This window comes from Acidobacteriota bacterium (assembly GCA_012517875.1).
Lineage (GTDB): Bacteria > Acidobacteriota > JAAYUB01 > JAAYUB01 > JAAYUB01 > JAAYUB01.
Genome location: JAAYUB010000175.1, coordinates 42,995 through 56,873 on the forward strand (window position 1 = coordinate 42,995; position 13,879 = coordinate 56,873).

Consider the following 13,879-nt stretch of genomic DNA (forward strand, 5'->3'; position numbering starts at 1 on the left):
AATGGACCCGATCATCGAACTCAAAGGCGTCGGCAAGAAATACCGCATCTACCGGCATCCGCTGGATCGGGTCAAGGAGTTTCTGTGGCTGGGCCGGCGAAGCGCCCATGAGGAGCTGTGGGCGCTCCGGGACATCGATCTGGTCATCGAGCCCGGAGATTCCGTCGGCTTCGTCGGCAGCAATGGCGCCGGCAAAAGCACTCTGCTGAAGCTGATTTCAGGAATCTCGAGACCATCGGAAGGATCCCTGTCAGTCCGGGGCCGGATCTCCGCGTTGATGGAACTGGGAGCCGGATTCCACCATGAATTCACCGGTCGCGAGAACATCTATATGAACTGCTCGATCCTGGGCATGACTCGGCACGAGATCGACGCACGCATCCAGTCCATCATCGAGTTTTCCGAGCTGGGCGAATTCATCGACCGACCCATCAAAATCTATTCCACGGGAATGTTCATGCGGCTGGGTTTCTCCGTGGCCATCAACACCGATCCGGACATTCTGCTGGTGGACGAGATCCTGGCCGTAGGCGACGAGTATTTCCAGAGCCGGTGCTACCGGAAGATCAACGAATTCCGCGAGCGCGGCAAGACAGTGATCTTCGTCTCGCATGCGATCAACACCTTGCGTGGACTCTGCCGGCGAACCGTCTGGCTGGACGGCGGACGGATCATGGCCCAGGGAAGCAGCATCGAGGTGACCAACGCCTATCTCGATTTCCAGCGGGAACGGATCGGCCGGCAACTCCGCAAGGAACAGTCCGGGGGCCCTGCAGCGGTCACCGCAGCAACGGCCACAGATGATGCGCCGACTTCTCCGGACGGCCCCGTGCCGACCGACGAGACTCCGGGCGGATTGCCCAGCCGGATGGGCACCCGCGAAGCCGAGATCTACCGGGTGGAAATTCTGGATGAACACGAGCAGCCCCGAACGGTGTTTGACCACGGTGAAACGCTCTTGGTCCGCCTGTTCTTTCGGAGCCATACACGTGTGGCCAACCCGAACATCGGCGTGTCGATCTGGCGCAACGATAACGTGCTCTGCTACGGTTCCTCATCTGCCAAGGACGGCACCAGCCTGCCGGAAATGCCCGCCGACGGACGGTTGGATTTTGTCATTCCGCAGTGCCCGCTGATGAACGGCGATTACCAGGTCTCGGTGGCGATTTTCTGTCCCGATGACATTCATCCATATGATTTTCATAACCGACTCTATCCCTTCCAGGTCCGGTGCACGCGCCGGGATGAAGGCGTCGCGTATCTGCCCCATGTTTATCGCTACGTATTGGATGGCGGCGGCAAAGTCCTGGAGCGGCCGGCCGATCCCGCCTCGCCATCACGATGATCGCCGTCCGACCGGCGGCACAAAGCCGTTGATTTAGCAACTGAAAGAAACTACAATTTTTCAACGATTTGGAAGGATGGTTACCGGCATGCCGCAACAGGTCCTGATCCACGTCCATGGCAATCTGCCGGATGCCGAGCGTCCCACTGTGGGCAACGGATTGCGGGCCCGCCAGCTGGGATCGTCCCTGGCTGCGCAGGGGATCGCGGTGAGCTACCTCACCCACACTTCATTCTACCGGGACGCCCGACCTCCGGCTGCCATGTCCCTGTTCGACACGTCAACCGAATTTCTGAACATCATCAAGAGCCGCCGGCCGGATCTGCTGATCCTGATCCAGGGAGAAGGGCTGGAGATGATTCCCGAATCCGGTTGCGACACGCCGATCCTGGCGGACTGGATCGCCCCGCGCATGCTGGAATTCGCATTTCAGCGCCTGCCGCTGGAGCAGTGGCTGTTCCGCGTTCTGGCCGCGATGACCCGGGCTGACTATCACGCCTGCTGCACGGAACCGCAGCGGGCATACCTTTACGCCATGCTGCAGCTGGCGGGCGTGGCAATGGATCAGGCGTCCGTCGCCGTCGTGCCGCTGGCCGCCGTCGGCCCGGCCGTCGTGCACACGCCGTCGACCGGGCCCGATCCGGTGTTCGTGGCCGGAGGCGTGCATTGGCCATGGGTCCGATCGACCCGCTTTCTCCGCATCCTGCTTGAGGAGATGGATGCGGCCGGGCGCGGGGTGCTGAAGCTGTTCGGCGGCCGCTACCCGTTCGCGATCGACGCCGACCATTATCAGGACGCGGTGGAAACGCTCCCGCCCTCCCCGCGCTTGCGGTCCGGCGGACTGCTCCCCTACCCCGCTCTGCTGCAGGAATACGCCGCCGCGGACGTCGCAGTGGACCTCTTTGAAGAGAATCCGGAGCGACAGCTGGCGCTCTCGTTCCGGGAGATCGATTACCTCTGGTGCGGCTTGCCGATGGTGTGCGCACCGTTCACTTTCATGGCGCGCCACGTGAAGCAGTACGGGGCCGGCTGGGTGCCGCCGCACACCGACGATCCCGCGATCCGTCAGGTTTTTCGGGAAATCCTGAGCCTTCCCCGACCGCTGCCGGCCGGCTATTCCGAAGCGGCCCGGCGACTGACCCGCGAAGTTTTCGATGACCAGGCGGCGATCCAGCCGATCCTGTCCATTCTCAACGGACCGCTTCGCAAAGCGCCGCCGGCCGCCTCCCTGCTCCGATCCTCACTCAGCTGGGCGGAACAGGCCCGGACTGAGATGGACCGGCTCCTTCGAGAGACGCGGGCGTTGCGTGACGAGCTGGCCGCCCGCGACCGCGACTTGAACGCACTGCGCGAGCTGGAGAAGGAAAAGGAGCGCCATCTGTCCGAGTCGGGCGCCACGATCGCCGAATTGCGCCGTTATATCGCCGACAAGGAAACCAACCTCCAGCAGAGCATGAACCTGATCGCCGAAAAAGACCAGGCGCTCGGCTACCAGCAGGCCACCATTGGCCGCCTGGAGGAGCATGTCAACCATCTTCAAGAGGATGCGAACCGTCTGCGAGCTCAACTGGATTCGGAAACAAGCCAACTCCAGTCAGAATGCGACCGGCTCCGGCGGCAAGTGACCGGGCTGGAGCAGGCGCTCCAGGACATGCGCTCCAAATTCATGTACCGCGTCTACCGGAAGATCACGGGAAAGTGAAGTCGGCTGATGGCCATCGACTCGCTGCACATCTGCCTCATTTCGGAAGAATATCCACCGGACACCGGCTGGGGAGGCATCGGCACCTACACGTACAACCTGGCCCGGGGCTTCGCCGAGGCAGGCCATCGCGTGGAAGTCATCGCCGGAGCACTGGGCCCCGCCCAAACGGTGATTGACGCGGGCGTGAGCATCCACCGAATCGGGTTCGCCCCCCCCCGACAAGTCCTCAAGCGGATCGTCTACCGGGGATTTCAACTCGCCACCCGCCATGCGCCTTACCTGCGCCGCAAGCTTGAATTTGCCCAGGCCGCCAACCACATGGTGCGGACGATTCATCGGCGCGACCGGGTGGATATCTGTGAAGCCGCTGAATACGGCGCCAACGGATGCTTTGTCGCGCGAAACGGTGTGCCGTCGCTCGTGGTGAAAGTGCACACCCCGCTTCTGTTGAATTACCGGCTCAACGAACTGCCCGTCAACCGGGAGACCCGGTGGTGCGACCGGTTGGAACGCTATCAGGCGCGCCGCGCCCGGGCGCTGACTGCACCCAGCCGCAAGATGGCGGAGCTGGCCGCGGACTGGCTCGGCCACGGTCGCGTGCCCACGGTGGTGCCCAATCCCATCGACACACGCTGTTTCACCCCCGACGGCCCCCGAGCCGACCATCCACCTTACCTCTTCTTCACCGGCCGGCTGGAACGGCGCAAGGGCGTCCATGTGCTGCTGCAGGCTTTCCGCGGCATCCATCAACGGCATCCTGAGCTGCGTCTGGTATTGGCCGGTCATGACACACCCACCTTTCGTCTGAACGGGGCCAACCTCCATTTCAAGGAGTATGCCAACCGGACCGGACTGCTCGCCGGGCTGGACGACGCGGTGGAATTTCTCGGCCGGGTGGATCGGCTGGAGTTGCCGCCGTGGTATCGCGGCAGCCTCGCCTGCGTCTTCCCCTCGGCGGATTTCGAGAATTTTCCGTACACCTGCCTCGAAGCGATGGCGTGCGGCCGCCCGGCGGTGGTCACGGACGCGGGCGGCATGGCCGAGATGGTCGAGGACGGCCGGAGCGGCCTGTGCGTTCCAGCCGGGTCACCTGAGGCGCTGGAGGCGGCCATTGAGCGCCTGGTGACCGAGCCGTCGTTGGCTCAGCAGCTGGGCGCGGGCGCGCGTCAGCGGGTGATCGAGGCGTACAACCTGGCTGCTGTCGCTCGGCGGACGCTGGCCGTTTATCGCGAGGTGCTGGACGCGTGAAACGCCTTGATGTCCCCATCTCGATTTTGGTATGCACCCGCAACCGTCCTGACGACCTGCGGCGATGCGTGACGTCCATCCTGGGCGGTCGGTTCAGTCGCTTCGAATTGCTGGTGTTGGACCAGAGCGACGGTGAGGAGTCCGCGGCCTTTCTCGAATCCCTCGCCGATCCCCGCGTGCGGCTGATCCGAACCGAGACCCGCGGCCTGGCCCGGGCGCGCAACCTCGCCGTTCTCAACGCCGCCGCGCCGATCGTGGCGTTCACCGATGACGACTGCATCTGTGATCCCGGCTGGATCGAGGCGATTGTCGCCGAATTCGACCGACATCCCGAGATCGATGGTCTATTCGGCCGGGTGTTGCCGTGGGGCGACCGGTTCGCAGATGGATTGTTTTGCCATTGTCTCATCGCCGACGAGGATGAACGGATCGTCGCCGAGCCGGTGCCGCCCCACCGCTATCTCGGCCACGGCAACAACATGGCGTTCCGGATCCGGCTGTTTCAAGCGATCGGCTTGTACAACCCGCAGATGGGTGCCGGCTCACGTGTGCGCAGCGGCGAGGACACGGACGTGACGTACCGTGCCCTGCGGGCCCGCCGGGGCATCAAGTACTCACCACGCCCCATGGTCCACCACAACAACTGGAATGATCTCGATGCGGCGGACCGTTTGGACTTGGGTTATGTGATGGGGTTCGTGATGGTGTTTGGTAAATTCTTCCTGTTGGGTGATCGCGTCGCCGGCCGTTGTCTTATAGAACGTCTCGGCGAACTGGTCCGTGACTTGGCTGAGAGTTTTAGTTATCGAGACTGGCGTAAATTTCGTAAAACAATCATAAAATTCGGTTATTATGCATGGGGGATTCCTTTGGCTGTATACTTCCGCTTTCGAGGCGACATGCCTTGGCCAGCCGACGGCGACGCCAGTCTGATCCGTCAATAATATTCGATGGTTATCGGTATTGGAATGAATGTCAGGACAAAGATCGTCAAGGCGAGGAGCGCCACCAGTTTTCGATTGCGGTTAATTGGCTCTCCGTCGTTTACTGTCGGTGGATGCCTCAATTTCATGAAAAACAGAATCACGGCGAACACCAGGTAGCCGGGCACCGGCCATGAGAGAATCGATGTGCCCAGCAGTCCCGCGAAACAGGCGATGGATATGATCCGATGTCCGCGGGGGCCCAGCACCGCATACACAATGTGGCCGCCGTCGAGCTGGCCGATGGGGAGCAGGTTGATGCTGGTGGCGAGAAAACCGAAAAAGGCCGCCCATCCCAGCGGATGCAGGGCGATGGCTTCGACGCCGGCCGGAAAGAACAGCCGGAACAGCCACGCGGTGAGCAGCGAGTCCCCGAACACCAGGACCTCGCCCTCATAGGCATAGGCAGATGGTACGCTGAGCATCAAACCCGCCACGAATATGGGTATGGCGGCCGCTATCCCGCACAGCGGCCCCATCACCCCCACGTCAAAGAGCTGCCGGCGGTTCATGAAGGGCGTCCGGATCTTGATGAACGCCCCCATGGTGCCGAAATTCTGCCCCAGGAGCGGAAATGAGGGGAACGGAATGGGAAAAGGCGGCGTTGAGCGGATGCCGTACCTCCAGCAGGCCATAAAGTGGCCCAACTCGTGGCAGATCAGGATGAACAGCAGTGCGGCGGCGTAGGGCAGACCGCGCAGTACGATCCAGGGCTTGGTCAACAGTTCGGTGATGACGTCCAGATCCCAGCCGGCGGCCATCCGGTACTGCAGGTCCCAGCCATAGCCGGCCAGGGTGGCGGTGATAAACGTCGCCACCAGCAGAAGGCCGGCGATAATCAGGTTCTTCTTTTCGGTTTGAAAAAATACCCGGGTTGTCAGTGGTGGCCGGTTGTTCCACGTCTCCGTCGCACCCGGCCAGGGATCCAAAGATGGTTCAGCCAATCAGCGTCCGTCAGTCGATGAGCTCGGATTCCAGGTTCTTGCCGGGCTTGAAGCGCACGGTCTTGCCTACCGGAATCTGCTTCACTTCACCGGTTTTGGGATTGCGGCCGATGCCCGTTTTGCGGTTCTTGACCATCAGCACGCCGAATCCGCGCAACTCGATCCGCTCTCCGTCCTTCAAGGCTTCCTTCATGACATCGAAGAAACCGACCACCACCTCCGCTGCTTTGACCTTGGTGATTCCCAGCCGGTCGGCTACTCTCTGGACAATATCTTGCTTGATCACGCGAAAACCTCCCGGGACTTAATTTTCCGAGTGCTTGATATATCAATTACACAATGCACCGAAAAAAATCAACTGAAAAATGAGAAATCTTTTCGCCTTGAATTATTTACAGCCGGGTGCTACACTCGCGTCCTTTATTCGGCCTCATTGCGCGGAGTTGAATCATGGCGGAGATATACCCATTTCGAGACATTGAAAAGATCTGGCAGTCACGCTGGGATGAGCATCAGGTCTTCCGCTCCACCGAAGGCGGCGACCGACCCAAGTACTACGTCCTGGAGATGCTTCCCTACCCCTCCGGCCGGCTGCACATGGGGCATGTCCGCAACTACAGCATCGGTGACGCGCTCAGCCGCTTCAAGCGGATGAACGGATTCAACGTTCTGCATCCGATTGGCTGGGACTCTTTCGGCCTGCCAGCGGAAAACGCCGCCATCAAACACGGCATCCATCCCGAAAAGTGGACGCTCGACAACATCGCCTTCATGAAGACGCAAATGAAACGGCTGGGGTTCAGCTACGACTGGGCGCGTGAGACCACCACCTGCCTGCCCGAGTACTACCGCTGGAATCAGTGGTTTTTCCTCGAGATGTACAAGCGGGGGTTGGTGTACAGAAAGCACGGCCTGGTCAATTGGTGCAATGTCTGCCAGACCGTTTTGGCCAACGAGCAGGTTGTCAACGGCGGCTGCTGGCGTGACGGCAGCGCCATCACCCAGAAGAAGTTGGCCCAGTGGTGCATCCGGATCACCGATTACGCCGAAGAGTTGCTGGATGAGATCGACCGCCTCGACGGGTGGCCGGAGCGCGTCCGAACCATGCAGCGGAACTGGATCGGCCGTTCCGTCGGCGCCAAGGTATGCTTCGCTGTGGACGGTTTCGCGGAGCGCATTGAAATCTTCACCACCCGGATCGACACGATCTACGGTGCCAACGCGATCATCCTGTCGCCCGAGCACCCGATGGTGGAGGCCCTGATCGAGACTCACCCCGAACAGGCCCGTCTGCGCGAGGCCATCGACACAATCATCCGCCGGATCCGGACCGACCGTTCGTTCGTCGACACCGAAAAGGAAGGCATCTGCCTCGACCGTTACGCGGTGAATCCGTTCAACGGCGAGCGTCTGCCCATCTGGATCGCCAACTTCATCCTGATGGAGTACGGCACCGGCGCCATCATGGCGGTACCCGCCCATGACGGCCGCGACCGCGAATTCTCGCTCAAGTACGATCTGCCCATCCGCCCCGTCGTGGCGCCGGTCGACGGCTGTTGCGCCGAGGGTGAGCTGTACGATGCGTACGGCGTCCTGATCAACTCGGGCGAGTACTCCGGCCTGACGTCGGAAGCCGCGATGGACCGGATGTCCCGGCGGGCGGAAGCCGAGGGCTTCGGCTGCGCCACCGTGACTTTCCGGATGCGCGACTGGGGCATCTCCCGTCAGCGCTATTGGGGTACGCCCATTCCCATCGTCCATTGCGAGGCGTGCGGCCTGGTGCCGGTGCCAGAGCAGGAACTACCCGTGCTCCTGCCGCCCATGGAACGAATCGATTACCATGGCGGCTCGCCGCTGGAAAACATCACCGAATTCGTCCACACCCGGTGCCCGAAGTGTGGCGGCCCGGCGCGGCGGGACACCGACACCATGGACACGTTCATCGATTCGTCCTGGTACTACCTCCGATACACCGATGCGCAGATCGCGTCCGCGGCCATCGATCCGGCCAAGGTCGCCTACTGGTTCCCCGTGGACATTTACATCGGCGGCATCGAGCACGCGGTGGGCCACCTCACCTACACCCGGTTCTGGTGGAAGATGATGCGCGACCTGGGCATGGTGAAAGGCTCCGAGCCGGTGACGCGCCTGCTCACCCAGGGAATGGTGATCAAGGACGGCGCCAAGATGAGCAAGTCACTTGGCAACATCGTGGATCCGGACTATCTCATCGAGCGCTTCGGCGCCGACACCAGCCGCCTGTTCATCCTCTTTGCGTCCCCGCCGGAGAAGGATCTCGACTGGAGCGACCAGGGCATCGAGGGGTGCTTCCGGTTTCTGAACCGCGTGTACCGGATCGTCACCAAACACGCCCACTGGCTCGCCGCGCCCGCCCCGCTGCCGGCGGAACCGACGGAGCGTCAGCTGCTCCTGCTGCGCAAAACCCACCAGACCATCGCCAAGGTCACATCCGACATCGAGGAGCGCCTGCAGTTCAACACCGCCATCGCCGCCTGCATGGAGCTGACGAACGAGCTGTACGCGGCGGATAACGCCGGGTTGGACGCCCCCGGCGACCGGGCGGTCTTCCGACACGCGGTCGAGGCGCTGATTCTGATGTTCTCCCCGTTCGTGCCTCATCTGGCCGAGGAGCTGTGGGCCCAGACCGGCCACGGCACCTATGTTCTGGACAGCGCCTGGCCGCAGGCGGACCCCCGCTACCTGGTCGCCGAGTGCGTGGAAATTCCCATCATGGTGAACGGCAAGCTCCGCGCCCGAGTCCAGATCCCCGTTGACGCGGACGAGGCCTCAGTGAAAGAGTTGGTATTCGGCGTGCCACGCATCCAGCAGCTGCTGGCCGAAGGCACCCTGAAGAAACACTTGTACGTCAAGAACAAGGTGTTTAACATAATCCTGAAATGATCCGCACGATCGCCATCTTCGTCCTTGGTGTGGCCCTGGCTGCCTGCGGCTACAAGATGTCCGGACGCTACAACGGCCTGCCGGAGCACATCCGCACGATCGCCGTGCCCACCTTCACCAATCAGACGCTGCGCAGCGGCCTGGAGCAGACGCTGACGAGCGCGGTCAAGAAAGAATTCCTCCAGCGCGGCAGCTATCGGATCGTCTCCGATCCCGCGGCCGCCGATGCCGTGCTCGGTGTGAAAATCCTCAACTATGCAATCACTCCCATCGGAGTCAAGGGGCAGAACGTCGGCACCGTGTTTCTCCTGATGATCGAACTGGACATCCAGTTCACCGACCGCCGCGACGACAAGGTGTTGTTCAGGGACGGTCGATTCGTCATCCGCGAGGAGTACGCGCTTTCCGATCGCGCGGTCGATTTTTACATCGAGGACGCTCCGGCCGTGGAACGCGCGGCGCGCACCTTCGCCGCCGGCCTGGTGGCCACGCTCCTCGAGTCGTTCTGAGCATCCATGGACGGAGGCTATTACCACTATTGGGATTTTGAGAACCGGCTCAAGAACAAGTCCCTGGGCCGGTTGCTCGCCTTCTTCGGCGACGAGACCTTCCTGCGACGCCGCGCGCTGGCCATGCTGCGGGATCACTACTTCCCGCCGGAGAGCGAGGCGGGGCTCAACGATCTGGCCGTCGATCTCACCGAGGGCAGCCTGCAGGATTTTCTCAACCAGGCCCGCACGCTGCCGATGCTGTCACCCGTCAAGCTGTTGATCCTGAAAAATGCCAACCGGCTGCCGGCGGGCGAACTCCACCGACTGAGCGACTATTTCCAGCACCCGGCGGCTAAGACCGTGGCGGTGTTCGAATTCGCGCCCGATTTCAACCCGAAGCGGCCCCGTGACCACACCGCCGCGGAGAAAAACCTGCTCAAGCTGGTTGAGGCCCACACCACCTGTTTTTTCTTCCAGCACCTGCGCCTGGAGGCCCTGGTGAGTTTCCTGCAGCGCTATGCCGACTCGGAACGGTACGGACTTGACCGGCCCACCATCCAGTATCTAGCCGAACGGCTCGGCGGCGACATGGAACTCATCGTCAGTGAGATGGAGAAGCTGTACCTCCATGCCGGTGCGGGGGGAGTCGTCGAGCGGGCCGACATCGAGCGTCTGAGCATCCGGAATCCCATGGCCACCATCTTCGACATGCTGGACGACCTGGCCTGCCGGCAGGTGAAATCCGCCCATGCGCGTCTCACCACCCTGCTGGACGGCGGCGAGCACCCGCTGGGCATCCTCATCATGCTCAACCGGTTCTTCCAGCAGGTGGCCGTTTACAAGAGCCTCCGCAACAAGGGGGCGACCGAGAAGGAGATCCTGACGCACATGCGGTTGCAGGCCTTCCAGCTGAAGAACATCGAACGGGCGCATTGCAACTACACGGCCGAGGAGGCGTGGCACTGTCTCAGTCTGATCGGCCAGGCGGAAGAGGATTTCAAGAGCATCCGGGTGAGTCCCCGCGACCACATGGAGTTCCTGCTGCTCCGGCTGTGCGCCCGCGACGACATAGCGAGCCGGTCGTGACGCGCCACCGGTCGGCCGCACCACCGCTGCAAGTCGCGATCCGGTAATGATTCCGCCGAGATCTGTTTCACCCCGTGTCGTTCTCTGCTATAATCGGTTCACGAACGGATAACACAATGCATCCGAAGATCTACCTCAAACCGGGCAAGGACAAACCCGTATTGGCCCATCATCACTGGGTATTCTCCGGCGCCATCATGAAGAAGGATCCGGAGGTTGTCTCCGGCGGTGTGGTGGACGTTTACTCCTCCGACCACAAATATCTCGGAACCGGGTATTTCAACGAGCTGACCTCCATCGCTGTCCGGATGCTCACCTTCGAGCCCACCCAGATCGACGGCAACTTTCTCTGGAACAAGATTTACCGGGCCTGGCAGATGCGGCAGAAGCTGTTCGCCGACGGCGGCACCAACTGTTATCGGGTCCTCTTCTCCGAAGGCGACTTCCTGCCCGGACTGATCATCGACCGCTACGACAACTGCCTCGTCATCCAGATCCAGACCCTGGGCATTGACCGATTCCGGGAACAGATTCTGGAAATCCTCGAGGTCATGATGAAACCGGCGGCCATCTATGAGAAAAGCGAGGGTGCCGCCCGGCAGGAGGAAGGTCTCGAGAGCGTCTCCAAGCTCCATTACGGCACGCTGCCGGAACGGGGTGTGATCGTCGGCGAAAACGGCATTCGCTATCTGGTGGACATCCCCGGCGGCCAGAAAACCGGCTTCTTTCTCGACCAGCGGGACAACCGGCTGTTGATCCGCCAGATCAGCCGGGGCCGGTTGATGCTGAACTGCTTCGGCTACACCGGGGGCTTCGCCGTCAATGCCGCTTCCGGTGGCGCCACGCGGACGGTGAGTGTCGAATCGTCAGCAGCCGCCCTGGAACTGACCCGGGAGAATTTCCGGCTCAACCAGCTCGATCCGGACGCCCATGGCTTCAGCCAGCAGGATGTGTTCCAGTTCCTGCGGGAAGACGACACCCGGTATGACCTGATCGTCCTGGATCCCCCGGCCTTCGCCAAGCGGCAATCCTCCCTCTCGGCCGCCTACCGGGGCTACAAGGACATCAACCTGAATGCCATGAAGCGCCTCAAGAGCGGCGGATACCTGCTGAGCTGCTCCTGCTCGTACTATATCGATCAGTCGTCGTTCCAGAAGATTCTCTTCATGGCCGCAGTGGATGCCGGCCGCGAGGTGCAGATTCTCGGCAAACTGCCCCAGCCGCCCGACCATCCCATCAACATCTTCCACCCGGAGAGCGAGTATCTCAAGGCGGTCCTATGCCGGGTTTACTAGTCGACCTGGAAGCTGTCCGCCGGGAAGCCCGCACCTTTTTCCACAACGCCCGCGGCTCCCATGACTGGGAGCATTCCGAGCGGGTGTTCCGCCTGGCCTGGCGGATCGCCATGCGCGAGGGGGCCGATCCCAACGTCGTGCTACCGGCGGCCCTGCTCCACGACATCGGCCGGGACACCGAATTCCACGCGGAAGGCCGGGTCTGTCACGCGGCGGTGGGCGCCGCGCTGGCCCGCGACGTGTTGAAGCGAATCGGTCTGGAGCCCGTGCTTTCGGAACGAATCTGCCACTGCATCGCGAGCCATCGCTACCGGGGCGAGGTGCGCCCCCAGACCATCGAGGCCGAAGTGCTCTTCGACGCTGACAAATTGGATTCCATCGGCGCCGTGGGTATCGGCCGGGCCTTCCTCTTCGCCGGCGAAGTGGGGGCGCGGCTGCACGATCCCGCGGTGGATCCCGAGAAAAGCCAGCCCTACACCCCGGACGATACCGCCTACCGGGAGTATCTGGTCAAGCTGCGCCACATCAAGGACCGGATGCTCACGGAGACCGGACGGGAGATCGCCGAAGACCGCCACCGCTACATGACGGAGTTTTTCGACCGGCTCAACAAGGAAGTCCAGGGGATTCTCTAGGACCACCTTGACTTTCCCCGCACCGGATGCTAAAAGGCCGATTGGTAGGACCGCTCGGATGCATGAAGTATCGCTCGCCCAGGACATCCTGGCCATCATCATGGCATCCCTGAAAAACCGGACGTTCGAAAAGGTCGTCGCCGTAAACCTGAAGATTGGACCGGTGTCAGGGGTGGATCCCGAAGCCCTCCGCTTCGCCCTGGCGGTGGTGACCGAGAACACACCACTGGCGGGCGCCGACTTCCGCATCGAGACGCCGCCCCTGCGACTGGAGTGCCGGGACTGCCGGCAGCAGTTCGCGGTCGCCGATTTCGCTTTTTCCTGCCCCGCTTGCGGCTCGAACCGCATCCAACTGCTCGCGGGCGATGAGATGGAAGTGGTTAATCTGGAAGTCCTGGAGCAAGCGTGAAGGAAATTGTCCCCATCCAGCAGAAGGTCGTGGCCCGGAATGACGACCTGGCGGCGCGCCTGGCCGGGTTGTTCGCCGATCGCCGGATCTACGTGTTCAACCTGCTGTCGTCGCCGGGCAGCGGGAAAACCAGCCTGCTGGAGCGCCTGCTGCCCCGCCTGTCGGCGCAGCTGCGCTGCGGCGTAATCGAGGGTGATGTCCAGACCGAAAACGACGCCCGCCGAATCGCCCGCGTGGGTGCGCCCGTCCGGCAGATCATCACCTGCGGTGCGTGCCACCTGGATGCCCAGATGATTCTCGACCATATCGACGGTCTGCCGTTGGACAACCTGGACGTCATCTTCATCGAGAACGTGGGCAATTTGGTTTGCCCGTCGTCCTACTGGCTGGGAGAGGACTCCCGCCTGGTCATCCTGAGCACCACCGAGGGGGACGACAAGCCAGCCAAGTACCCTGCCGTCTTCCGCAAGGCCGATCTGTTGGTCATCAACAAGATCGATCTGCTTCCCCACACGGACTTTGATCCGGACCAGGCTGTCCGTTATGCGCGCGGTCTGAATCCCGACCTGGTCGTGTTCCCGGTTTCGTGCCGGACCGGCGACGGCTTGGACGTCCTGGCCGCATGGATCGTGGACAAGGTTTTGAAAAAAAAGGATTCGTCGTCGTGAGCCGCCCTTCCTCTCGCCGCATCGTCCGCATCCAGGGAATCGTTCAGGGCGTGGGATTCCGCCCTTTCATCCACCGGCTGGCCATCGAGCTGGGATTATCCGGTTCCGTATGCAACGATGCCGGCGGCGTCCTGGTGGATGTCGAAGG

The 13,879-nt window shown here is 62.0% G+C and carries 14 protein-coding genes; 12 read left to right on the forward strand and 2 right to left on the reverse strand.

The window, feature by feature from the left end; all coding sequences use genetic code 11:
* Position 1: 1 nt before the first annotated feature.
* The 4 genes from GX414_16495 to GX414_16510 all read left to right on the forward strand — a co-directional run bounded on the left by GX414_16495 (position 2) and on the right by GX414_16510 (position 5,242).
* Positions 2 to 1,345 (forward strand): ABC transporter ATP-binding protein, encoded by a 1,344-nt coding sequence (locus tag GX414_16495; protein NLI48703.1) that lies wholly within the window; start codon positions 2 to 4, stop codon positions 1,343 to 1,345.
* 88 nt (positions 1,346 to 1,433) lie between these two features.
* Positions 1,434 to 3,047 (forward strand): hypothetical protein, encoded by a 1,614-nt coding sequence (locus GX414_16500; protein ID NLI48704.1) that lies wholly within the window; start codon positions 1,434 to 1,436, stop codon positions 3,045 to 3,047.
* A gap of 9 nt (positions 3,048 to 3,056) precedes the next feature.
* Positions 3,057 to 4,298, forward strand: coding sequence for a glycosyltransferase family 4 protein (locus tag GX414_16505; GenBank protein NLI48705.1), 1,242 nt, complete (start codon positions 3,057 to 3,059; stop codon positions 4,296 to 4,298).
* Positions 4,295 to 5,242, forward strand: coding sequence for a glycosyltransferase (locus tag GX414_16510; GenBank protein NLI48706.1), 948 nt, complete (start codon positions 4,295 to 4,297; stop codon positions 5,240 to 5,242). Before GX414_16505 ends, GX414_16510 begins: the two co-directional genes overlap by 4 nt.
* On the opposite strand, the gene GX414_16515 is transcribed toward GX414_16510, so the two are convergent.
* Together GX414_16515 and GX414_16520 are read right to left on the reverse strand one after the other, a co-directional pair.
* Positions 5,236 to 6,225, reverse strand: a complete 990-nt coding sequence (locus GX414_16515) for a site-2 protease family protein (GenBank protein NLI48707.1) — start codon at positions 6,223 to 6,225, stop codon at positions 5,236 to 5,238. The two genes, GX414_16510 and GX414_16515, sit on opposite strands and share 7 nt — an antisense overlap.
* 10 nt (positions 6,226 to 6,235) lie before the next feature.
* A complete protein-coding gene (locus GX414_16520) occupies positions 6,236 to 6,511 on the reverse strand; it encodes an integration host factor subunit beta (protein NLI48708.1) in 276 nt (91 codons plus the stop codon).
* A gap of 164 nt (positions 6,512 to 6,675) precedes the next feature.
* Between GX414_16520 and GX414_16525 the strand changes: the two genes are divergently transcribed.
* From GX414_16525 to GX414_16560, 8 genes are all read left to right on the forward strand, one after another.
* The gene (locus tag GX414_16525; GenBank protein ID NLI48709.1) at positions 6,676 to 9,147 is read left to right on the forward strand and encodes a leucine--tRNA ligase; all 2,472 of its coding nucleotides are present in this window, start codon (positions 6,676 to 6,678) and stop codon (positions 9,145 to 9,147) included.
* Positions 9,144 to 9,656, forward strand: a complete 513-nt coding sequence (locus GX414_16530) for an LptE family protein (protein ID NLI48710.1) — start codon at positions 9,144 to 9,146, stop codon at positions 9,654 to 9,656. Before GX414_16525 ends, GX414_16530 begins: the two co-directional genes overlap by 4 nt.
* 6 nt (positions 9,657 to 9,662) lie before the next feature.
* On the forward strand, positions 9,663 to 10,724 hold the full coding sequence (gene holA / locus GX414_16535) for a DNA polymerase III subunit delta (protein NLI48711.1): 1,062 nt from the start codon (positions 9,663 to 9,665) through the stop codon (positions 10,722 to 10,724).
* A 116-nt stretch (positions 10,725 to 10,840) separates the two neighbouring features.
* Entirely contained in the window at positions 10,841 to 12,019 is a 1,179-nt protein-coding gene (locus GX414_16540) for a class I SAM-dependent rRNA methyltransferase (GenBank protein ID NLI48712.1), read from the forward strand.
* Positions 12,004 to 12,654 (forward strand): HD domain-containing protein, encoded by a 651-nt coding sequence (locus tag GX414_16545; GenBank protein ID NLI48713.1) that lies wholly within the window; start codon positions 12,004 to 12,006, stop codon positions 12,652 to 12,654. Before GX414_16540 ends, GX414_16545 begins: the two co-directional genes overlap by 16 nt.
* Positions 12,655 to 12,712: 58 nt before the next feature.
* On the forward strand, positions 12,713 to 13,063 hold the full coding sequence (gene hypA, locus GX414_16550; protein NLI48714.1) for a hydrogenase maturation nickel metallochaperone HypA: 351 nt from the start codon (positions 12,713 to 12,715) through the stop codon (positions 13,061 to 13,063).
* Complete coding sequence (hypB, locus tag GX414_16555) at positions 13,060 to 13,731, forward strand: hydrogenase nickel incorporation protein HypB (protein ID NLI48715.1); 672 nt, start codon at positions 13,060 to 13,062, stop codon at positions 13,729 to 13,731. The genes hypA and hypB overlap by 4 nt, the downstream gene beginning before the upstream one ends.
* Positions 13,686 to 13,879: hypothetical protein (locus tag GX414_16560; protein ID NLI48716.1), on the forward strand; the 194-nt coding region annotated here is incomplete at its 3' end. The genes hypB and GX414_16560, both read left to right, overlap by 46 nt.